Source organism: Kitasatospora sp. MAA4, assembly GCF_029893355.1.
Classification (GTDB): Bacteria; Actinomycetota; Actinomycetes; order Streptomycetales; family Streptomycetaceae; genus Kitasatospora.
Window position 1 is genome coordinate 1 of sequence record NZ_JARZAI010000020.1, and the last position, 21,328, is coordinate 21,328.

Here is a 21,328-nt window from a genome sequence, read left to right on the forward strand (position 1 = left end):
CCTCCTACGAGCCCTTCACCCGCCCGCTCGACCTGCTGGGCATCGCCTGACCGGCACACGCACAAGATCACGGGACTTTGCAACGGCCCTGGGCCGGGCCCTCTTCCCTTTTCCGCGCGGGGCGGGGTACCCCTGGATGGTGGGCGGCCGGTTGGCGGGCGCGGTGCGGAGGGGAACGGATCATGAGCGAGGAACGGTTCGACGGCGACGGCTGGCAGGTGGACGAGCGGTGCACGAACTGCGACGTCGCCCGACAGCTCGCCCCCGGCCTGATCGGCGAGGTCGACGGCCGCTCGGTCGTCCTGCGCCAGCCGCGCGGCCAGCGCGAGCTCCGACAGCTCCAGGCCGCCGCGCACGCGTGCCCCACCCGTTCGATCCGTCCCCCGGACGGGCGGTTGGACGCGGCGTCGGATCCCTTCCCGATGGCGCTGGACGACACCGTGCTCCTGTGCGGACACAACTCCGCGCACACCGCGGGGGCCAACTCCTACCTGCTGCGCCGCCCCGACGGCAGCGCGATGATGGTGGACACGCCGCGCTGGAGCACGTCGCTGGCCGCACGCTACGAGGCGCTGGGCCCCGTCACCGACGTCCTGCTCACGCACCGCGACCACGCGGCCCACGGCCGACGCTACGCCGACCGCCTCGGCGCCCGGCTGTGGATCCACGAGGGTGACCTCGATGCCGCCCCGAACGCCGACCGGGTGCTGCGCGGCAGCGAACCGGCGGAGATCGCCGAAGGAGTGACCGCCTTCCCCCTCCCCGGGCACACCCGGGGCAGCGTTCTCTACCTCGCGGACGAGCGGTACTGCTTCAGCGGCGACAGCTTCTACTGGTCCCGTACCACGGCGGATATCGAGGTGGCGGACAGTGTCACCTGGTACTCCATCAGTGAGCTGGCCGCCTCGCTGGCCCGGACGGCCGGACGGCTGCGCTTCGAGTGGCTGCTGCCGGGCCATGGCGACCGCCGGCAGCTCCCCGCCGACGAGATGAGCCGGCGGCTGCTGCGGCTGGCGACGCGTACCCAGGAGCTCCAGCCCCGACCGGTCGACTTCACCGCGGTGCGTTGGTGAGGGTGCGTCCGGTGAGGGCCTGACGCTCTCAGCCGGCGGCCTCGGTGCTCTCCTGGCCCGGTTCGGCGATCTCGATCAGGCCGCCCCAGGCGCAGGCGCAGGTGCAGGAGGCGGTGAGGGCGGGCAGTGAGTCGATCTGGACCGTCGGCGAGCCGGGCGTCCAGGGGGCGGGGAGCACCGGGAGGCAGGGCATGGGGGTGAGGACGCCCAGGGCGGCGGCCGTCGCGGCCGCGACCTCGGGGTTCTCCTCGCTCAGGCAGAGGCCGAAGGTCGGGATGTTCAGCAGCGGCGCGTTGTCCTGGACGGTGGCGATCGGCAGGCCGCCGACCGTCGCATCGGGGCGCAGCACCGCCAGCACGGCCGGCGGGCCCTGCCCGAAGGAGCACGACAGCTCCGCCCCCATGACCACCAGCAAGCCCACGGTTCTCTCCCCTCGACACACGCCGGCCTCCGTTCTAGCCCCTGCACCCCGTGCGTGCGCAGCGGCGTCCGGGCGGACCTCGGGGCAGCTGCGGCTGCCCGATGGATCGGGGGGACGCAGGATGGTGGGAGGGGCGGCACCCGAGGAGTGGCCCTGAGGAGTAGTTCCGAGGAGTAGTCCCAAGGAGTGGTCCTGATGACGAACGACACGGCGCAGCGGTACGACGTCGGGCGCACGCGGCTGCTGGCGCACTGGCGACAGGCGGCGGACATCCACCTCTCGCCGACGAAGCGCTCGCTGCTGGTGACCTGGGTCAGCTTCGGGACCACGTTCGGCACCGCCCGGCTGATCACCCACGGCATCCGGGGCGGCTGGCTGCCCTGGGGGAACGTCTCGGCGGGCGGAACGCACGTGCACCACTACAACTTCGGCATCGCGGCGCTGGCGGGCGTCGGTCTGGTCGCGGTGCGCGGGGACGAGAAGGCGGTCAGGCACCCGGTGGTCGCGGCGGGCTACGGGATGGGGGCGGCGCTGATCGCGGACGAGTTCGCGCTGCTGCTGGACCTCCAGGACGTGTACTGGGCCAAGCAGGGGCGGGTGAGCGTGGACGTGGCGCTCGGCGTGCTGGCGGGGCTCGGCGCCTACCTGACGGCTGCGCCGTTCTGGCACGAAATCGTCCGGATCGGCCGGCAGCACGCCTCCCGCCATCTGTTCGGGGCCTGCTGAGCCCCTTCCGCCCGACCGCGGGGCCCGGCCACAGCTGTGTCTACGCGCGTCACGAGATGTTCACCGCAAGGCCCCTCCCCGGGTCGTCCACCGAGTGCTGTCATGAGCGCATCCAGTCGGCAACTCGCTGCCGACGCTGCCCTTTTGGAGCTCAGATGCGCTCAGTACCGAGACGCGCCGCCGTCACCGGAACCGCTCTTGCCCTCGCCCTCGGCGGCCTGCTGACGGGCACCGCCCACGCCGCGCCGGCCCACCCCGGCGCCGTTCGGACCGCAGCCGTCCAGGCCGCGGCGACCTGCTCCGAGGCCTACCTGCCGCTGCCCGACCCCGCCTGCACGCCGGGCGCGCTCAACCCCGCCGTCACCCAGGACACCATCGACTCGACCATCTGCGTCTCGGGCTGGACCACCACCGTGCGGCCCTCCACCTCCTACACCAACAAGCTCAAGGCGCAGCAGATCATCGCCTACGGCTACAGCGACACCAACATGTCCGACTACGAGGAGGACCACTTCATCCCGCTGGAGCTGGGCGGCGCGCCCAAGGACCCGAACAACCTCTGGCCCGAACCGCACGACAACGCCACCGGCACCTCCTTCCAGAAGGACGCCGTCGAGAACGCGCTGAAGCGGGCGGTCTGTTCGGGCGCCGTCCAGCTCGCCCCCGCGCAGACCGCCATAGCGACGGACTGGACCACCGCGCTGGCGACCCTCGGCCTCGGCTGAGGACCAGGGTGGGTGGTACCGCAGTACCACCCACCCTGCGGCGCCTCACCCCCGGGTACCACGGATCGGGCGGCGCACGGCTCTAACCTGGGCAGGTGACCCCTGTGAGCGTCGACGACACCACCGGCACGCCGCCGCCCGACCAGCCGCCCGCCACCGACGGGACGGCGGTGGACCCGCTGTGGGCCCACCCGCTGGTGGCCCGGCTGGTGCGGGCCGGCCAGCGCGTGCAGCGCGCCGACCGCGAGCGGCCGTGGGCGCTGGACGCCGCCGTGGTGGTCGCGGTGTTCCTGCTGTTCTGCGTGCCGGACCTGGTGCACGGCGGCGGGCCGCGCGACTCCGCCGTGAAGATCACCCACCTGCCGGTGGCCGGCATGCTCGCGCTCCAGGCGGCCCTGCTGCTACCGCTGTTCTGGCGGCGCCGGGCTCCCACCGTCGCGTTCGCGCTGGTCGCGACCGCCTTCCTGGTCCAGTGGTCGATGCTGGTGCTGCTGCGCGCCGACATCGCGCTGCTGATCGCCCTCTACAGCCTGGCGCTGCACGGCCGCCTGCGGCACCTGCCGTGGGCCTGCGCCGCCGCCGAGTGCCTGCTGGCCGTGGTGGCCCTGCGCGTCTCGCCGGCGGTCAACTTCCTGGACGCGCTGTTCTTCCTGACCAGCGCCGCCACCGCCGCCACCGCGCTGGGGCTCGCCCTGCGGATCCGCCGCTCGCACCTGGCCTCGCTGCGCGAGCGCGCGGCACGCCTGGTGGTCGAGCGCGACCAGCGCAGCAAACTGGCCGCCGCCGCCGAACGGACCCGGATGGCCCGGGAGATGCACGACATCATCGGCCACAACCTGTCCGTCATCATCGGCCTGGCCGACGGCGGCGCGTACGCGGTCGAGGCCGCGCCCGAGCGCGGCAGGGAGGCGCTGCAACTCATCGCCGGCACCGGGCGCCAGGCACTGGGCGAACTGCGCCGGATGCTGGGCGTGCTGCGCGAGCAGCCGGAGGGCGCCGTGCTCAGCCCGCAGCCCGGCATCGCGGACCTGGACGCGCTCTGCGAACGGGTCCGCGCCGCCGGACCGCAGGTCACCTACCGCACCAGCGGCGACATGGCCCTGCTGGACCCTGGCGTGCAGCTGACGGTCTACCGGATCGCGCAGGAAGCGCTCACCAACACCCTCAAACACGCGGGCACCCGCACCCACAGCCGGCTCACCGTCGCCGTCGAGGAGGCCGGACTGCGCGTGCACATCGAGGACACCGGCCCGCCGGACGGCGCCGCGGCGCCCCGGCCGGCCGGCGGCGAGGGCCACGGGATCGCCGGGATGCGCGAGCGCGCCGCCCTCTACGGCGGGACGGTCAGCGCCGGTCCGCGCCCCGGCGGCGGCTGGACGGTGCTCACCGTCCTGGACCTCACCCCGCCCGCCGAGAACTTCCCCAGCACCGCCACCGAACCGGAAGACACCGCCCTGTGACCACCGTGCTCATCGTCGACGACCAGCCGCTGCAACGCTTCGGCTTCCGCATGCTGCTGGAGAGCACCCCCGACACCGAGGTCGTCGGCGAGGCCGGCCACGGCGCCGAGGCGGTGCGCCAGAGCGCGCTGCTGCGGCCCGACGTCATCCTGATGGACGTCCGGATGCCCGGCATGGACGGCATCGAGGCCACCCGCCGGATCATCGCCGCCGGCGGCCGCTCCCGGATCCTGGTGCTGACCACCTTCGACCTGGACGAGTACGCGCACGCGGCGCTGCGCGCCGGAGCCAGCGGGTTCCTGCTCAAGGACGCGCTGCCCGAGGAACTGCTGGCCGGCATCCGGGCGGTGGCCTCGGGCGACGCGGTGATCGCCCCCGCGCTGACCCGGCGCCTGCTGGACGCCTACGCCCACCGGCTGCCCACCAGCGCGCCCGATCCGGACGCCGACCACCCCCGGCTGCGCGCCCTCACCGAGCGCGAACGCGAGATCCTGGTCGCCATCGGCCGCGGCTGGACCAACGGCGAGATCGCCGAGCGGCTGGTCCTGTCGGAGTCGACCGTGAAGACCCACGTCGGCCGCGTGCTGGCGAAGATCGGTGCCCGGGACCGCGTGCAGGCCGTCATCCTGGCCTACGACCTCGGCCTGGCCCGCCCGGGTACCCCTGACTGACGGATTGTCGGACTGTTGACGTTCGGGTTTTGATTTCACGGGGACAACTGGGCGGTGCACGCAGGATCGTTGCGGTGGTCCTACCCGGTGGCGGTGACCGAGCGCCAGTCCAGCTGGGTGGAGAGCACCATGGTGCTGGAGGGCTGCCCGTAGCTGGAGAGCCGGTCGATCAGCGCCTCGAAGGCCTCGATCGACTCGGCCTCCACCTTGAGGATGCTGCACGCGTCGCCGGTGACCCGGTGGATCTCGCGGATCCCGGGCCAGCGCATCACCTCCGCGTCGCGCAGCAGGCAGGTGGGTCCGTAGCAGGACATCCGGATGAAGGCGGGCACCGACCAGCCCGCGCGGGCCGACTCCACATGGGCGTGGTAGCCGGTGATGACGCCCGACTCCTCCAGCCTGCGCACCCGTTCGGTGACCGCCGGCGGTGAGAGGTGAACCCGCCGCGACAGCTCGCTGTAGGAGAGGCGCGCGTCGTTCTGGAGCTCCCGCAGGATCGCCCAGTCCATGTCGTCCACGGCGGACCTTTCGTCCCAGAAGTGATCATGGCGATTCCGTCGCGAACTCAACGTCGCGCGGCGGCATCGCCGTGGATTCACTATTCCACCAACCAGCTCTCCAGCGCCATCATGAGCGGGCCTGCTACCAGAAGGGTGTACCCCATGAACGAGAGCGCTCCGACAGCGGTGCTGCGACCGGCGACGGCACGGGAGCGCACCGATCGCGCCAGGGCCACCGGCGGTGCGCCGACCCTCGACTTCGCGGACCGGGTCCCCTACGACGTCTACGTTCGCACCGGCGAACTGCACTCCCTGCAGTACCCGTTGAGCGACGACGCCGGGGAGATGTCGTTCCTGGTGATCAGCCAGGTGATGGAACTCTACTTCGGGCTCACCCGGTTCGAGCTGCGCGAGGTGCAGCAGCTGCTGCGCGCGGACGACGTCTGGGGCGCGCTGCTGCCGCTGCGCCGAGCCGCGCTGCACCTGGAGGGGCTCAACGCCAGCTGGCAGGGCCTGCGGTGGATGACCCCGGCGGACTTCAACCGGTTCCGCGACCAGCTCGGCGAGGGCTCGGGCTTCCAGTCCGCGATGTACCGCCACCTGGAGTTCCTGCTCGACCTGAAGACCGCCTCGCTGATCCGGCCCTTCCACCGACAGCCGGACGTCTACGCCGAGTTGGCCGACGCGCTGGCGGCCCCCAGCCTCTGGGACGACGTCATCGCGCTGCTCGCCCGGCGCGGCCACGCCGTCCCGTCCGAGCTGACCGAACGCGACTTCGCCGCCGAACGCCCGCCGCACCCCGCCGTCGAGGCCGCCTGGGTGGAGGTCTACCGCGACAGCGGCCCGGACAACCACCTGCGGCTGCTCGGCGAGGCGCTCACCGAGGTGGCCGAGCAGTTCGGGCAGTGGCGCTACCGGCACCTGAGCGCGGTGCGCCGCGCGATGGGCGCCAAGCCCGGCAGCGGCGGCTCCAACGGCCTGGCCTGGCTGGAGCGGAGCATGGCCCGCGAGGTCTTCCCGGAACTCTGGTCCGCCCGCACCTTCATGTAGCACGAGAGGGAAGAGAGAGTACCGGTGACTGGAGAAGAAGAAGCCCTCGCGCTCGACGCGGCCGACCCCGGCCACCGCGACCTGTTCCACATACCGCCCGCCGACGGCGGACGGTACGCGCAGGCCGCGTACTTCGCGGGCAACTCGCTCGGCCTCCAGCCGAAGGCGACCCGCGCCGAACTGCTGGAGGACCTGGACGACTGGCAGCGGCTCGGCGTCGAGGGGCACCTGGAGGCCGGCCGTCCCTGGCTGCCGTACCACGAGCTGCTCACCGAGCCGGCCGCCCGCCTGGTCGGCGCCCGGCCCGCCGAGACCGTCGCGATGAACTCCCTGACGGTCAACCTCCATCTGCTGATGACCTCCTTCTACCGCCCGCACGGCGAGCGGGTTCACCTGGTGATCGAGGACAGCGCCTTCCCCTCCGACAGCTACGCCGTGCGCAGTCAGGCCCGCCTGCACGGACTCGACCCGGACACCGCCGTGGTGCGGCTGCGGCCGCGCGCCGGCGAGGCCGTGCTGCGCACCGAGGACGTCCTGGAGCATCTGGCGCGCGAGGGGCAGCGCACGGCACTGGTCCTGCTGGCCGGGGTCAACTACCTCACCGGCGAGCTGCTGGACATCCCCGCCATCACCGCCGCCGGACAGGCGGCCGGTGCCCGGGTCGGCTGGGACCTGGCGCACGCCGTCGGCAACGTACCGCTCCAACTCCACGACTGGGGAGTCGACTTCGCTGCCTGGTGCAGCTACAAGTACCTCAACGCGGGCCCCGGCGCAGTGGCCGGCGCCTTCGTCCACGAGCGCCACCACGCCGACCGCGACCTGCCGCGACTGGAGGGCTGGTGGAGCACCGAGCCGGCCACCCGCTTCCGGATGGACCCGGTCTCCCGGCCGCCCGCCAGCGCCGACGCCTGGCAGGTCTCCAACCCGCCGATCCTCGCGATGGGCCCGGTGCGCACCTCGCTGGAGCTCTTCGACAAGGTGGGCATGAGCGCGCTGCGCGCCCGCAGCGAGCGGCTGACCGGCTACCTCGAAGCGCTGCTGGACGAGATCACCCCCTCGCGCCCGATCGGCGTGGTCACCCCGCGCGACCCCGGCCGCCGCGGCTGCCAGCTGTCGCTTCGCATCGGCAGCGGCAGCGGCAGCGGCAGCGCCGCCGAGTTGGCCCGGCAGCTGCGCCGCACCCACGGCGTCATCGCCGACGCGCGCGAACCCGACATCGTCCGGCTCGCCCCCGTCCCGCTCTACTCGACCTTCCACGACTGCTGGCGCGCCGCCGACGCGCTGGCCCAGGCGGTGACGGCATGACAGGCAAGGAGAACGACCACGTCGCCGTCGTCGGCGCGGGCCTGGCCGGCTGCCTGCTCGCCTGCTACCTGGCCCGCCGCGGCTACCACGTCGACCTGTACGAGCGCCGCCCGGACCCGCGCACCGGCGGCGCCGAGCGCGGCCGCTCGATCAACCTCGCGCTCTCGGAGCGCGGACTGGACGCGCTGCGCCGAATCGGCCTGGAGGAGCGGATCATGGCCGACGCGCTGCCGATGCGCGGCCGCATGATCCACCCGGTGGCCGGAGCGCTGGACTACCAGCAGTACAGCCACGACGGCGAGCGCGCCATCAACTCGATCAGCCGCGGCGCCCTCAACAACGCGCTGCTGGACGCCGCCGAGGCCGAACCCGGCGTCACGGTCTTCTTCCGGCACCAGCTCACCGGGCTCGACCCGTCCACCGGCTCGATGACCTACGAGACACCCGAGGGCGAGCTGCGCGCCGTCGCCGCGGTCGTGCTCGGCGCCGACGGCGCCGGCTCGGTGGTGCGCGGGCAGCTGGTCGCTCAGCACGAGACCGAGGAGGACGTGGACTTCCTCGACTACGGCTACAAGGAGTTGACCGTCCCCGCCGTGGACGGCGAGTTCGCGCTCGACCCCGGCGCACTGCACATATGGCCGCGCGGCACCTCGATGATGATCGCGCTGCCCAACCCCGACCGGTCGTTCACCTGCACGATGTTCTGGCCGACCGGCGGACCGGACGGCTTCGCCGCGCTGAGCAGCCCGGCCGCCGTCGAGGACCACTTCCGCGCCCACTACCCCGACCTGCTACCGCTCGCACCGGACCTGGTGGAGGACTACCGGCACAACCCGGTCGGCCGGCTCGGCACCGTGCGCTGCACCCCCTGGCAGGCCCACGGCCGCGTCGCGCTGCTCGGCGACGCCGCGCACGCTATCGTGCCGTTCTACGGCCAGGGCGCCAACTGCGGCTTCGAGGACGTGGTCGAGCTGGACCGCTGCCTGGCGCAGACCGGTGGCGACTGGCGGCGCGCGCTGCCGCTGTTCGAGGAGCGCCGCAAGGCCAACACCGACGCGATCGCCGAGATGGCACTGGCCAACTTCGTGGAGATGCGCGACAAGGTCGCCTCACCGGTCTTCCGGTGCGTCAAGAGCGTGGAGCACGCGCTGGAGCGGGCGCTGCCCGGCCGGTTCGTCTCGCGCTACGAGCTGGTGTCGTTCTCCACCGTGCCGTACGCGCAGGTGCGCCGGCGCGTGCGGCGCCAGCAGCAGGTGCTCGGCGGCGCGGCACTCGTCCTGGCGGGCGCCGTGGCCGCGGGACTGTACAGGATCGGGAGGATCGTGTGACCAGCCAACAACTGTGGCATCCAGGGCTGCTGTCCGGACGACCGGACGGTGCGCCCGGGCTGCTGCGCCACTACGTCGGCGGCGAGTTCACGAGCTCGGCCAGGACCTTCGAGAAGCTCAGCCCGGTGACCGGCGAGACGCTCTTCGAGGTCGCCGAGGCCGACGCCGCCACCGTGGACGCCGCCGTGGACGCCGCGCGCGCCGCGCTGCGCGGCCCGTGGGGGCGGATGGGCGAGCAGGAGCGGGCGGCGGTGCTGCGCCGGGTCGCCGACGAGCTGGAGCGCCGCTTCGAGGACGTCGTCGCGGCCGAGATCGGCGACACCGGCAAGTCGATCGCCCAGGCCCGCACGCTGGACGTGCCGCGCGGGGCGGCGAACTTCCGCGCCTTCGCCGACCTCGCGGCCGTCACCGGGACGGAGTCCTTCAGCACCGCCACCCCGGGCGGCGGCCGCGCACTGAACTACGCGGTGCGCAAGCCGGTCGGCGTGGTGGCGGTCATCGTGCCGTGGAACCTGCCGCTGCTGCTGCTCACCTGGAAGGTCGCCCCGGCGCTGGCCTGCGGCAACACCGTGGTGGTCAAGCCCTCGGAGGAGACGCCCAGTTCGGCGACGCTGCTCGCCGAGGTGATGGCCGCGGCCGGCGTGCCCGCGGGGGTGTTCAACGTGGTACACGGCTTCGGGCCGGGCTCCGCAGGCGAGTTGCTCACCCGCCACCCCGGTGTGGACGCCATCACCTTCACCGGCGAGTCGTCCACCGGCAGTGCCATCGCCAAGGCCGCCGCCGACGGCGTGAAGGCCGTCTCCTTCGAACTGGGCGGCAAGAACGCCGGGTTGGTCTTCGCCGACGCCGACCTCGACGCGGCCGTCGAGGGCTCGGTGCGGTCCTCCTTCACCAACGGCGGCCAGGTCTGCCTGTGCACCGAGCGGCTGCTCGTACAGCGCCCGGTCTTCGAGGAGTTCACCGAGCGGCTGGCGAAGCGCGCGGGCGAACTGGCCTTCGGCTGGCCCGCCGACGAGGCCACCGCCACCATCCCGCTGATCTCGCGCGCGCACCGCGACAAGGTGCTCGGCTGCTACGATCTGGCCCGCGCCGAGGGCGCCACCGTGCTGGCCGGAGGCGACGTGCCGGCCTTCGGCGACGCCCGCGACGGCGGCTGGTACGTCCGTCCGACGGTGATCACCGGCCTGGGCCCGCAGGCCCGCACCAACCGGGAGGAGATCTTCGGCCCGATCTGCCACATCGCCCCCTTCGACGACGAGGACGAGGCGTACGCCCTGGCCAACGACGGCGACTACGGCCTGGCCGCCACGCTCTGGACCCGCGACGTCGGCCGGGCGCACCGGGCGGGCGCCGCGCTGGACGTCGGCCTGCTCTGGGTCAACACCTGGTTCCTGCGCGACCTGCGCACCCCCTTCGGCGGGATGAAGGCCTCGGGGGTGGGCCGCGAGGGCGGTCGGCACTCGATCGACTTCTACACCGAACTCACCAACGTGTGCGTGCAACTTTGAGCGCCGAGGCGGTGCGGGAGGCGGCCGCGATCCTCACCGAGGCGTACCGGAGCGGGGTGCCGTGTGCGCCGCTGCGCGGCAAGGTGCTGGCCGTGGGCGACGTCGAGGCGGCGTACGCGGTGCAGCGGGCGCAGGTGGAGGCGTGGACGGCGCAGGGGCGGCGGGCGGTCGGAGCAAAGGTCGGCCTGACCTCTCCGGCCGTGCAGCAGGCCTTCGGGGTGTTCCAGCCGGACTTCGGGGTGCTGTTCGCGGACATGGCCGTGCCCGACGGCGCCGAGGTGGACCTCGGGCGGCTGCTCCAGCCCAAGGTGGAGGCCGAGGTGGCCTTCGTGCTCGGCGCGGACCTGCCGCACGAGCAGCCGACGGTCGCCGACGTGATCCGCGCGACGGACTTCGTGCTGCCGGCGATCGAGATCGTCGACTCGCGGGTGGCCGGCTGGGACATCTCCATCGTGGACACCGTCGCCGACAACGGCTCCAGCGGGCTGTTCGTGCTCGGCACCACGCCGCGTGCGCTGGCCGACCTGGACCTGCGGCTGTGCGGGATGGTGCTGGAGCACGGCGGCGAGCCGGTCTCGGTCGGCGCGGGCGCCGCGTGCCTGGGCAACCCGCTGCACGCCGTGGCCTGGCTGGCCGGGCAACTGGCCGCCGCCGGGCGCCCGTTGAAGGCGGGCGAGGTGGTGCTCTCGGGAGCGCTGGGCCCGATGGTGCCGGTCACCGCGGGCGGCATGTACGAGGCGAGGATCTCCGGGCTGGGCTCGGTCCGGGTCGGCTTCACCGCAAGTGAGAGGGAGGCACCATGACCACCGGCGTAGCGGTGATCGGGTCGGGCAACATCGGCACCGACCTGATGATCAAGATCCTGACACTGTCCGATTCGCTGCGGATGGTGGCGCTGGCCGGCATCGACCCGGCCTCCGACGGCCTGGCGCGGGCGGCGAAGCTGGGCGTGGCCACCACCGCCGAGGGCGTCGAAGGGCTGGTGGCGATGCCCGAGTTCGCCGAGGTCCAGCTGGTCTTCGACGCCACCTCGGCGGCCGCGCACCGGCACAACGACGCGGTGCTGCGCGCGCACGGCCGCACGGTGGTCGACCTCACCCCGGCCGCGATCGGCCCGTACGTGGTGCCGCCGGTCAACCTGGAGGAGCACCTGCACGAGCCGAACGTCAACCTGGTCACCTGCGGCGGGCAGGCCACCGTGCCGATCGTCGCCGCGGTCGGGCGCGTCACGCCGGTGGTGTACGGCGAGATCGTCGCCTCCATCGCCTCACGCTCGGCGGGCCCCGGCACGCGGGCCAACATCGACGAGTTCACCGAGACGACCTCGCGCGCGATCGAGGCCGTCGGCGGCGCCGCGCACGGCAAGGCGATCATCGTGCTCAACCCGGCCGATCCACCGCTGCTGATGCGCGACACCGTCTACTGCCTGTGCCCGGACGCCGACGCCGACCGGGCCGCGATCGCCGCCTCGGTCGCGGCGATGGTGGCCGCCGTCCAGGAGTACGTCCCCGGCTACCTCCTCAAGCAGGAGGTGCAGTTCGACCGGGTGGAGGCCTACGTCCCGGCGCTGGGCCGGGAGTTCAGCGGACTACAGGTCTCGGTCTTCCTCCAGGTCGCCGGCGCCGGGCACTACCTGCCCGAGTACGCGGGCAACCTCGACATCATGACGTCCGCGGCCCTGCGCACCGCCGAACGGATGATCGCCCGCCGCGCCGAAGGGGCAGGAGCACGATGAAGCAGCTGTACATCCAGGACGTGACCCTGCGCGACGGCATGCACGCCATCGCGCACCGCTACACCGTCGCCCAGGTGCGCGAGATCGCCGCCGCACTGGACGCGGCCGGGGTGGACGCGATCGAGGTCGCGCACGGCGACGGTCTTGCGGGCTCCAGCGTCAACTACGGGCACGGCGCGGCAAGCGACCACGACTGGATCGCCGCCGCCGCCGAGGTGCTGACCCGCGCCCGGCTCACCACGCTGCTGCTCCCCGGCATCGGCACCATCGCGGACCTGCGCGCCGCCCGCGACCTGGGCGTCACCAGCGTGCGGATCGCCACCCACTGCACCGAGGCCGACATCTCGGCCCAGCACATCGGCTGGGCCCGGGAGAACGGCATGGACGTCTCCGGCTTCCTGATGATGTCCCACATGAACGACCCGGCAGGGTTGGCGGCGCAGGCGAAGCTGATGGAGTCCTACGGCGCTCACTGCGTGTACGTCACCGACTCCGGCGGCCGGCTCACCATGCGCGACACCGCCGAGCGGGTGGACGCCTACCGGCAGGTGCTGGATCCCGGCACGCAGATCGGCATCCACGCCCACCACAACCTCTCGCTCGGCGTCGCCAACAGCGTCACCGCGGTCGAGCACGGCGCCACCCGGGTGGACGCCTCGCTGGCCGGCCAGGGCGCAGGCGCGGGCAACGCCCCGCTGGAGGTGTTCGCCGCGGTCGCCGACCTGACGGGCTGGCAACACGGCTGCGACGTCTACGCGTTGATGGACGCCGCCGACGACCTGGTGCGACCGTTGCAGGACCGGCCGGTGCAGGTGGACCGGGAGACCCTCTCGCTCGGCTACGCCGGGGTGTACTCCAGCTTCCTGCGGCACGCCGAGCGGGCCTCGGCCAAGCACGGCGTCGACGTCCGCTCGATCCTGGTCGAGCTCGGCCGGCGCCGGATGGTCGGCGGCCAGGAGGACATGATCGTCGACGTGGCCCTCGACCTGGCCCGCACGCACGCAGAGGAGGCCGGCCGTGCCGCTGCCGCAGGATGAACTGACCGCGCTCGCCGCCCGGTTGGACGACGCGGCGCTCACCGCCACCGCCGTGCCGCAGCCGACCTGGCCGCCCGGCGCCGACACCGACGACGCCTACGCCGTGCAGAGCGCGCTGATGAACCGTCAACTGGCGCGGGGCGAGCGGACGGTCGGCCTGAAGATGGGTCTGACCAGCCGGGCCAAGATGGTCCAGGTGGGGGTGTCGGAGGTGATCTGGGGCCGACTCACCGACCGGATGCGGGTCCCCGACGGGGGCGCGGTGGACGTCAGCACCCTGATCCACCCGCGGGTCGAGCCGGAGGTCGCCTTCCTGATCGGCCGGGACGTGCTGCCGGGCGACGACTTCGCCTCCGCGGTGGCGGCGGTGGCCCCCGCGCTGGAGGTGATCGACTCCCGCTACGCGGACTTCCGCTTCTCGCTGCCCGACGTCATCGCCGACAACACCTCGGCGGCCGGCTTCGCGATCGGGCCCTGGCAGCCGCCGCCGACCGCACTGGCCAACCTCGGGGTGCTGCTGGAGATCGACGGGCGGGTGGTGCAGACCGGCTCGACCGCCGCGATCCTGGGCGATCCGCGCCGGGCCTTCGAGGAGGCCGTCCGGCTGGCCGGGCGCCAGGGCGTGCGGCTGCGCGAGGGCTGGGTGCTGCTGGCCGGCGCCGCCACGGCCGCCGTGCCGCTGGCGCCGGGCGCCCAGGTGCGGGCCGTCGTCGAGGGGTTGGGGACGGCGTCGCTCTCGGCGAAGGGAGACGACCGTGCCTGAGGCCAGGGTGGTGGCGGGCAAGGCGGTCCCGCGCGGCCGCTTCCCGCACGTCAAGGTGGCCGGCGGGTTCGTCTTCGTCTCGGGCACCAGCAGCCGGCTGCCGGACAACACCATCGCAGGAGCCCGGGTCGACGCGCTGGGCACCACCGCGCTGGACATCCGGGAGCAGACCCGCGCGGTCATCGAGAACATCCGCGACCTGCTGCGCGAGGTCGGCGCCGACCTCACCGACCTGGTGCAGGTGACGAGTTACCTGGTCTCGATGAACGACTTCGGCGGCTACAACGAGGTCTACGCCGAGTACTTCGACGAGAGTGGTCCCACCCGCACCACCGTCGCGGTCCACCAACTCCCCCATCCCCACCTGCTACTGGAGATCCAGGCCGTCGCCGCCCTGCCGGGCGAGGGCCGAACGGAAGGACGGACACGATGACCGAGATCAGCGACCCGGTGAGCTTCCCGGGGTGGATCGAGGAGAACCGGCACCTGCTGCGGCCGCCGGTCAACAACAAGCAGATGTTCCCCACCGGTTCGGACTTCATCGTCCAGGTGGTGGGCGGCCCCAACCAGCGCACCGACTTCCACGTCGACCCGTACGAGGAGTTCTTCTACCAGATCAAGGGCGACATGCACGTCGACCTGATGACGGCCGACGGCCCGCGCACCGTGCACATCCGCGAGGGCCAACTCTGGGTGCTGCCCGGCAACATGCCGCACTCCCCGCAGCGGCCCGAGGCCGGCTCGATCGGCCTGGTGATCGAGCGGGTGCGCGCCGAGGGCACCCGGGAGCGGTTCCAGTGGTACTGCCTGGAGTGCAGCGCCCTGCTGCACGACGTGGAGCTCCAGGTGCGCGACATCGTCGCCGACCTGCCGCCGGTGTTCCAGGCCTTCTACGCCGACAACGCGGCCCGCACCTGCGGAAGTTGCGGCGCCCTGCACCCGGGCAGGGGCTGATGGGCGGCCCCGTCGTCGACGTCCACACCCACCTGGTGCCCAGGGGCTGGCCCGAGCTGTCGGCAGCCTGCGGCGGGACCGGGTGGCCGTGGCTGCGGATCGACTCCGAGCGCGAGGCCATGATCATGGTCGGCGAGAGCGAGTTCCGGCCGATCGGCGCCGCCTGCTGGGACCCCGCCACCCGGCTGGCCGACATGGACGCGGACGGCGTGGACGTCCAGGTCGTCTCGCCCACCCCGGTGTTCTTCTCCTACGACCGGCCGGCAGACCAGGCCGTGAAGATCGCCCGGATCTTCAACGACCTGACCCTGGAGCTCACTTCGGGCGGCGGCGGGCGGCTGGTCCCGTTCTGCCAGGTGCCGTTGCAGGACCCGGACGCCGCCTGCGCCGAACTCGACCGCTGCCTGGCCGCCGGGCACGCCGGCGTGGAGATCGGCAACCACGTCGGCGACCGCGACCTCGACGACGAGGGCATCGTCGCCTTCCTCCAGCACTGCGCCGAGGTCGGCGCGCCGGTCTTCGTGCACCCCTGGGACATGGCGGCCGGGCCGCGGCTGGACCGCTGGATGGCGCGCTGGCTGACCGGGATGCCGGCCGAGACCCACCTGTCGGCGCTCGCCCTGGTGCTCGGCGGCGTCTTCGACCGGGTGCCGCCGAGCCTGCGGCTCTGCTTCGCGCACGGCGGCGGCAGCTTCCCGTTCTGGCTCGGGCGCGCCGACAACGCCTGGCACCGGCGCGGCGACCTGGTGCGCGGCCGCTCCGAGCACCCGCCGAGCCACTACACCGACCGCTTCCTGGTGGACTCCGTGGTCTTCGAACCGGCCGCGCTGCGCCTGCTGGTGGACACCCTCGGCGAGGACCAGGTGCTGCTGGGCAGCGACTACCCGTACCCGCTGGGCGAGCGGCCGGTCGGCCGGGTGGTCCACGAGTCCGCCTTCCTTACCAAGAAGCAGCGCGACAAGCTGCTCTCCGGCAACGCCCTGCGCTTCCTCGGGAAGGAATGACGACGGTGGAGGACCGATCGGTACTGACGCAGGTCGTGCCCGAGCCCGACCTGACGCTGCGCCACGGCGCCCGCGCCGACCAGGTCGCCGACGCCTGGCCGGGCGACGCCCGCGCGGCGCGCCGTCCGCTCGCCGTGCTGGTGCACGGCGGCTTCTGGCGCCCCGACTACGACCGCACGCACGCCCGGGCGATGGGCGGCGCGCTGCGCGCCGCGGGCTGGACGGTGGTCTCGATCGAGTACCGCCGCACGCCCGGGGCGCCCGACCTGGCGGTGCACGACGTCGCCGCGGCGCTGGCCGCCGTCCCGGCCGCGCTCGCGAGCGCGCCGGCCCCGCACAACGGGTCGACGGTGGTGCTCGGCCACTCGGCCGGCGGCCATCTGGCGCTCTGGTCCGCGGCGGCGCAGCCGGCGCCCGCACTGGTCGGCACGATCGCCCTGGCACCCGTCGCCGACCTCGAACTCGCCCACCGGCTACGGCTGGACGGCGATGCGGTGGCCGCCTTCCTGGGCGGCCCGCCGCAGCACCGCCCCGAGCTGGACCCGGTCCTGCTGCCCACCCCCGCCACGCCCGTCGTCATCGTGCACGGCGGCCAGGACGAGGTGGTGCCCGCCAAGCTCTCCGACGGCTACGCCCGCGCGCACCCGGCCACCCGGCTCGTACCGGTGCCGGACGCGGGCCACTTCGCGCTGATCGACCCGCTCAGCGCGGCCTGGCCGGTGGTGGTCCAGGCACTGGCGTCCTTCGACGGCTGACACCAGGCGTCAGAGGCGCTCGACCTGGGCGCGCAGGGCGTCGTACGGGGTGAAGGCCGACTCGACGGCGGCGCGGGTCAGGCCGTAGCGGGCCAGGTCGTAGCTGTGCGGGCGGCTGCCGCTGGGGCGGGCGGTGATCTCGGGGAGGCGGGCGGCGTCGGAGGCGGTCCAGCGGGCGCCGATGGCCTCGTACAGTTTCGGGGCGCCGGTGGCCGGGTCGGAGCCGAGCCAGGAGTACGGGACGTCCACCAGCGCCTCGCGCGGGATCGCGGCCCGGGCGGCCAGGCCGCGCCGCATGGAGCGGCTGAGGAGTTCGAGCCAGGTGGCGCCGATGCCGTGCAGGTCCAGCGGCCGCACGGTGATGGCCATGCCGTGCTCGACCAGGCTGCAGAACGAGGCCACGACGGCCACCGGGTCGCGGTGGGTCCACACGATCGTGGCGTCGGGGAAGACCGTGCGCAGCGCGTCCAGGTTCTCCAGGTGCATGGGCGACTTCAGCACCCAGCGGCGGCGCGGACCGGGACGGCCGTACTGGAGCACCTGGAAGACCTGCTTGAGGTGCTGGTAGTCGGGGACGAAGTCCCGTTCGTAGTGCCACGCCCGGTACCCGGGGATGCGGGCCTGGGACAGCGGCATCACGGTGTGCGGGAGGGCGAAGGTGCACTCGTCGGGGCCCTCGGCGAGCAGCGGGTGGATGTCGCGGAAGCCCGGGGCGAACAGGTCGATTCCGCCGACCATCCGGCGTGCGGCGGCGATCGCCCTGCGCCGCTGCTCGGGCGTGGGGTCCAGGTCGGGGGTGAGCAGCTCCCAGAGCCTGGGACATCGGTGCCCGGCCGAGAGGGACAGCACGCCGTGGGTCAGCGTGGTGGCCGTGCGCGGCAGGCCCACCACGAACACCGGCCGCTCGACCGGCTCCTGCTCGATCGCGGGGTGCTCGGCGATCAGCCGCCGGATCCGGGCCCGGTTGGTGAGGTGCCGGCGGACGTGGGCCTGCGCGGACAGCCAGCCGACGGGGGTGAGGTTCTCCTCCTTCGCCCAGTGGCGCAGCAGGAAGCGGAAGTCGGCGACGAACCGCTGGTCCCCGTCGGCCTGACCGGCGGCGGCGACCAGCCGGTCGAAGGTCCGGTCCGGGGTGCGACGGGAGCCGAAGCCCGGCCGCAGCAGCAGATTGGCGACGGTCAGGGCGAGCGGGGTCGCTGTCACGGGTTCGGGTTCCCTTCGGCGGCGCGGGCGATCAGGCGGTAGGCGTTGGACAGGCCCGTGCGGGCGGCGAAGGGCGCGAGCAGGCGGTCGAGCAGCGCGGCCGCCACCAGCACGGGGGCGGCGGCCAGGAAGAGCGCCCCGCGCAGCGCCCGCCGCGCCCGCCCGGGCGGTGCGCCGGGCAGCCACGGTGCGTCCTCGCGCGGGGCGACGGCGTCCAGCAGCAGCCAGCAGGCGGCCAGCAGGTCGACCGGGTCGTGCGGCTCGCCGTGCTGTTCCAGCAGGACCTCGAAGCCCAACTCGCCCAGGCGGCGGCGCAGATTGGCTGCCGGCATCAGGTTCAGGTGCTGCGGCTGCAACCAGGGCAGCCACCACCGGCCCAGTAGGCGGGCGTAGCGGCAGTGCGGGTCGGGGACCTCGATCAGCAGCAGCCCGCCGGGGCGCAGTGCCTCCCGCGCGGCCGCCAACTCCCGTGCCGGGTCCGTACTGTGTTCGAGGTAGTGGAACATGCTCAGCACCTCGTACTGCCCGGCCAGCTTCGGCGCCAGTTCGGGGAACGAGCCACGGAAGCCGCGGTCCAACCGGCCGTTCTGCTCGGCCAGTTCGACGCCCTCGCTGAGGTCCAGACCGTCGAAGGAGGTGCCCGGGAAGAGCTCGCGGGCGGTCTCGCAGAAGTGCCCGTGGCCGGTGCCGACGTCCAGCCAGCTGCTCGGCGCGGCGGCGAACGGCGCCACCGACCGGGCCCGGCCTCGGTAGACCGCGGCGCGCGTCCCGAACACCGAGCCGAGCCGCTGCTCGCCCAGGCCGTCGTAGAAGTCGCGGTAGTAGAACTCCAGGCCGCGGCCGGTCAGTCGAGGGTTCTGGAAGACGTGCGCGCAGTCCCGGCACTCATCCAGGACGAACGCGCCCGGCTTGTGCTGGAGCAGGTCGCGGGTGCGCAGGCGGACCCGCAGCCGGGCGGAGCCGCACCAGGGGCAGTCGGTGCGGCGCGGCTCGAAGAAGCGGTCGGTGCCGTCGGCCAGGTCGGCCCGGTAGCCGGGACGCAGGGCGGCGACGGTCGCGGCTCGGACCGCCGCCTTACGCGTGGGCGAAGAAGTCATCGGTCTCCCTCAGCAGTTGTTCGAGGTGGGCGGCCGCCGCGGCCGCCCCGCCCGCCGAGCGGAAGGACGCGCCGATGCGCCGCGCGGCGGTCCGGTGGGCGGGATCGTCCAGCACCGCGTCCAGCGCCTGGCCCAGCCGCGCCGCGTCCGCCCGGCCGAAGCGCACCCGGACGCCGGCGCCGGAGGCCACCACCTGGCCGGCCACCACCGGCTGGTCGTCGCGGATCGGGGCGACCACCAGCGGCACGCCGTGCCAGAGCGCCTCGCAGACCGTGTTGTGACCGGCGTGGCAGACCACCGCGGCGGTGCGCGCGAGCAGTTGGAGCTGCGGTACGGAGGGCAGCACCAGGACGTCGGGGTCGGACGCGGCTGCGCCCAGGACCCCGCCGGGGTCGACGATCACCGCCTGCAACCGGTCGGCGCGGGCCCGCAGCGCCTGCCGGCAGGCCGTCAGGAAGGCGGCGCCCGTGTCGGTGTTGGCCGTACCGAGAGTGACCAGCACGGTCGCGCGGTCCGCGGCCGGCCAGTCCCAGGGGAAGGGCAGGGCCGTGGGACGCGTCGTGATCGACGGGCCGACGAAGCGGATCGGTGCGGCCGACGACCCGACGGGACCGGCGAGTTCGGCCGTGGTGAAGGCGAGGATCAGGTGCGGGGAGAAGCGCGGGTCGGCGCTGCCCTGCGGGTCGCCGATCTGCCGGCGCAGGTCGGCGAGCAGGCCGGAGATCCAGGACTCCACCAGGGGCATGCCGTCCAGTGCGCCGGCGAACTCGGCCGAGGTCGTCGCCGAGGTGGCCCACGGCAGGCCGAACCGCTCGGCGACCAGCGCGCCGGCGACCGCCTGCTGGTCCACCACGACCACGTCGGGGCGAAAGCGCCGGATCGCCGCCGCGACGCCCGGGGCCATCGCCTCGGCGAGCGGGACCAGGAAGTCCTGCCAGAGGAACTTCAGCGCTCCCGGTCCGCGCAACTCCGGTGGCCGCTGGGCCTGTTCGCCTGCGGGGACGGCACAGGGGAAGACCTCGGCGGCCGGGCCGGCGAGCGCGCCGACCACCTCCGGCAGCCCGGCCCAGGCCGTCTCGTGGCCGAGGGCGGCCAGTTCGGCCGCGACGCCGACGGCCGGGTTCACGTGTCCGACCAGCGGCGGGACGACGAAGAGGAAGCGGCTCACCGGGCGGCTCCCAGCGCCGTCGCGCGCTCGCCCAACGGCACACCCGCAAGCCGCAGTTCAGCGCCCTGTTCGCGCAGCCAGGACAGCGTGAGCTCGCGGACCACCTCCGGGGTCTCGACCAGGACGGAGTGCTCCTGGCCGGGGACGAAGGTGCTGCGGCAGTCCCCCAGCAGCCCGTCCAGCCAGTCGGCCTGGGCGGCCAGGTCGGACCGGGTGCCGTAGACGGTCAGCACCGGGCAGCTGATCGCGCGCAGCTCCGCATCGGCGGGCAGGCGGCTGGCGGGGATCTCCCGGGCCAGCGAGGTCTCGGCCAGCAGCCGGCCGGCCGAGCGGGCGAGCCGGGCGGTGTGCGGGCCGCGTTTCGCCGCGACCCAGGCCAGCGTCGACTTCTTCAGCAGCTCGATCTCGGCCCGGCGCAGGATGCCGTCCAACTTGGCGGCCCAGGCCGCGGAGGCCGGTTCGGACTCGATGGCCAGGATGCTCAGCACCTGCTCCGGACGCCGGGCGGCGAGTGCGAACGCCACCGTGCCGCCAAAGGAGTTGCCCACCAGGTGCACCGGACCGGTCACCTCCAGCCGGTCCAGCAGGGTCTCCAGGTCGTCGGCGAAGTGTTCGAGCCGGTAGCCGGTCGGCGGCCGCCCGCTGCGGCCGTGGCCGCGCTGGTCGTACATCAGCACGTCCAGCCCGGCGGCGGCGAGCGCGGGGGCCAGGGTGAAGTAGTAGCTGGCGAGGCTGTCGGTGAGCAGCCCGTGCAGCAGCACGACGGTGGCGGCGGGCGGGCCGGCGTCCTGCGGGTGGAGGCGCTGCACGTGGAAGCGGAGTGCGCCGAGGTCGAGGAAGGCCAT

Annotated in this window: 23 protein-coding genes; 17 read left to right on the forward strand and 6 right to left on the reverse strand. The window is 73.6% G+C overall.

What is annotated here, in order from left to right:
- The first annotated feature begins 182 nt into the window (after positions 1–182).
- Positions 183–1,073 (forward strand): MBL fold metallo-hydrolase, encoded by an 891-nt coding sequence (locus P3T37_RS25015; RefSeq protein WP_280726089.1) that lies wholly within the window; start codon positions 183–185, stop codon positions 1,071–1,073.
- Positions 1,074–1,101: 28 nt separating this feature from the next.
- On the opposite strand, the gene P3T37_RS25020 is transcribed toward P3T37_RS25015, so the two are convergent.
- Complete coding sequence (locus P3T37_RS25020; RefSeq protein ID WP_280726090.1) at positions 1,102–1,494, reverse strand: DUF4280 domain-containing protein; 393 nt, start codon at positions 1,492–1,494, stop codon at positions 1,102–1,104.
- Positions 1,495–1,689: 195 nt separating this feature from the next.
- On the opposite strand from P3T37_RS25020, the gene P3T37_RS25025 reads away from it, so the two are divergent.
- The 4 genes from P3T37_RS25025 (at position 1,690) to P3T37_RS25040 (ending at position 5,076) form a co-directional block, all read left to right on the forward strand.
- Positions 1,690–2,220, forward strand: coding sequence for a hypothetical protein (locus P3T37_RS25025; protein ID WP_280726091.1), 531 nt, complete (start codon positions 1,690–1,692; stop codon positions 2,218–2,220).
- A gap of 155 nt (positions 2,221–2,375) precedes the next feature.
- Positions 2,376–2,945 (forward strand): hypothetical protein, encoded by a 570-nt coding sequence (locus P3T37_RS25030; RefSeq protein WP_280726092.1) that lies wholly within the window; start codon positions 2,376–2,378, stop codon positions 2,943–2,945.
- A gap of 170 nt (positions 2,946–3,115) precedes the next feature.
- Positions 3,116–4,405, forward strand: a complete 1,290-nt coding sequence (locus P3T37_RS25035) for a histidine kinase (RefSeq protein ID WP_280726223.1) — start codon at positions 3,116–3,118, stop codon at positions 4,403–4,405.
- Positions 4,402–5,076: a response regulator transcription factor gene (locus P3T37_RS25040; RefSeq protein ID WP_280726093.1), complete on the forward strand. Its 675-nt coding sequence runs from the start codon at positions 4,402–4,404 to the stop codon at positions 5,074–5,076. Before P3T37_RS25035 ends, P3T37_RS25040 begins: the two co-directional genes overlap by 4 nt.
- 80 nt (positions 5,077–5,156) lie before the next feature.
- Here the strand turns inward: P3T37_RS25040 and P3T37_RS25045 are convergent, their stop codons facing one another.
- Positions 5,157–5,585: an Lrp/AsnC family transcriptional regulator gene (locus P3T37_RS25045; RefSeq protein ID WP_280726224.1), complete on the reverse strand. Its 429-nt coding sequence runs from the start codon at positions 5,583–5,585 to the stop codon at positions 5,157–5,159.
- A gap of 153 nt (positions 5,586–5,738) precedes the next feature.
- On the opposite strand from P3T37_RS25045, the gene P3T37_RS25050 reads away from it, so the two are divergent.
- Genes P3T37_RS25050 through P3T37_RS25105 form a run of 12 tightly spaced genes read left to right on the forward strand, consistent with a single transcriptional unit; the run spans position 5,739 to position 17,015 of the window.
- The gene (locus P3T37_RS25050; protein WP_280726094.1) at positions 5,739–6,626 is read left to right on the forward strand and encodes a tryptophan 2,3-dioxygenase family protein; all 888 of its coding nucleotides are present in this window, start codon (positions 5,739–5,741) and stop codon (positions 6,624–6,626) included.
- A gap of 24 nt (positions 6,627–6,650) precedes the next feature.
- Positions 6,651–7,931: a kynureninase gene (kynU, locus tag P3T37_RS25055; protein WP_280726095.1), complete on the forward strand. Its 1,281-nt coding sequence runs from the start codon at positions 6,651–6,653 to the stop codon at positions 7,929–7,931.
- Complete coding sequence (locus tag P3T37_RS25060; protein ID WP_280726096.1) at positions 7,928–9,259, forward strand: NAD(P)/FAD-dependent oxidoreductase; 1,332 nt, start codon at positions 7,928–7,930, stop codon at positions 9,257–9,259. Before kynU ends, P3T37_RS25060 begins: the two co-directional genes overlap by 4 nt.
- Positions 9,256–10,767: a 2-hydroxymuconic semialdehyde dehydrogenase gene (locus tag P3T37_RS25065; RefSeq protein ID WP_280726097.1), complete on the forward strand. Its 1,512-nt coding sequence runs from the start codon at positions 9,256–9,258 to the stop codon at positions 10,765–10,767. Before P3T37_RS25060 ends, P3T37_RS25065 begins: the two co-directional genes overlap by 4 nt.
- On the forward strand, positions 10,752–11,570 hold the full coding sequence (locus P3T37_RS25070; RefSeq protein WP_280726098.1) for a fumarylacetoacetate hydrolase family protein: 819 nt from the start codon (positions 10,752–10,754) through the stop codon (positions 11,568–11,570). Before P3T37_RS25065 ends, P3T37_RS25070 begins: the two co-directional genes overlap by 16 nt.
- Entirely contained in the window at positions 11,567–12,502 is a 936-nt protein-coding gene (locus P3T37_RS25075) for an acetaldehyde dehydrogenase (acetylating) (RefSeq protein ID WP_280726099.1), read from the forward strand. The genes P3T37_RS25070 and P3T37_RS25075 overlap by 4 nt, the downstream gene beginning before the upstream one ends.
- Positions 12,499–13,539, forward strand: coding sequence for a 4-hydroxy-2-oxovalerate aldolase (dmpG, locus tag P3T37_RS25080; RefSeq protein ID WP_280726100.1), 1,041 nt, complete (start codon positions 12,499–12,501; stop codon positions 13,537–13,539). The genes P3T37_RS25075 and dmpG overlap by 4 nt, the downstream gene beginning before the upstream one ends.
- Positions 13,520–14,302, forward strand: a complete 783-nt coding sequence (locus P3T37_RS25085; RefSeq protein WP_280726101.1) for a fumarylacetoacetate hydrolase family protein — start codon at positions 13,520–13,522, stop codon at positions 14,300–14,302. The genes dmpG and P3T37_RS25085 overlap by 20 nt, the downstream gene beginning before the upstream one ends.
- Positions 14,295–14,735, forward strand: a complete 441-nt coding sequence (locus P3T37_RS25090; protein WP_280726102.1) for a RidA family protein — start codon at positions 14,295–14,297, stop codon at positions 14,733–14,735. Before P3T37_RS25085 ends, P3T37_RS25090 begins: the two co-directional genes overlap by 8 nt.
- Complete coding sequence (locus P3T37_RS25095) at positions 14,732–15,256, forward strand: 3-hydroxyanthranilate 3,4-dioxygenase (RefSeq protein ID WP_280726103.1); 525 nt, start codon at positions 14,732–14,734, stop codon at positions 15,254–15,256. Before P3T37_RS25090 ends, P3T37_RS25095 begins: the two co-directional genes overlap by 4 nt.
- Entirely contained in the window at positions 15,256–16,260 is a 1,005-nt protein-coding gene (locus P3T37_RS25100) for an amidohydrolase family protein (protein ID WP_280726104.1), read from the forward strand. The genes P3T37_RS25095 and P3T37_RS25100 overlap by 1 nt, the downstream gene beginning before the upstream one ends.
- A gap of 5 nt (positions 16,261–16,265) precedes the next feature.
- A complete protein-coding gene (locus P3T37_RS25105; RefSeq protein WP_280726105.1) occupies positions 16,266–17,015 on the forward strand; it encodes an alpha/beta hydrolase in 750 nt (249 codons plus the stop codon).
- A 9-nt stretch (positions 17,016–17,024) separates the two neighbouring features.
- Here the strand turns inward: P3T37_RS25105 and P3T37_RS25110 are convergent, their stop codons facing one another.
- From P3T37_RS25110 to P3T37_RS25125, 4 genes are read right to left on the reverse strand one after another with little or no spacing between them, the layout of a single operon-like run.
- Positions 17,025–18,218, reverse strand: coding sequence for a sulfotransferase (locus P3T37_RS25110; protein WP_280726106.1), 1,194 nt, complete (start codon positions 18,216–18,218; stop codon positions 17,025–17,027).
- On the reverse strand, positions 18,215–19,315 hold the full coding sequence (locus P3T37_RS25115; protein WP_280726107.1) for a class I SAM-dependent methyltransferase: 1,101 nt from the start codon (positions 19,313–19,315) through the stop codon (positions 18,215–18,217). Before P3T37_RS25115 ends, P3T37_RS25110 begins: the two co-directional genes overlap by 4 nt.
- Positions 19,293–20,483: a glycosyltransferase gene (locus tag P3T37_RS25120; protein ID WP_280726108.1), complete on the reverse strand. Its 1,191-nt coding sequence runs from the start codon at positions 20,481–20,483 to the stop codon at positions 19,293–19,295. Before P3T37_RS25120 ends, P3T37_RS25115 begins: the two co-directional genes overlap by 23 nt.
- On the reverse strand, positions 20,480–21,328 hold the full coding sequence (locus P3T37_RS25125; RefSeq protein ID WP_280726109.1) for an alpha/beta hydrolase: 849 nt from the start codon (positions 21,326–21,328) through the stop codon (positions 20,480–20,482). Before P3T37_RS25125 ends, P3T37_RS25120 begins: the two co-directional genes overlap by 4 nt.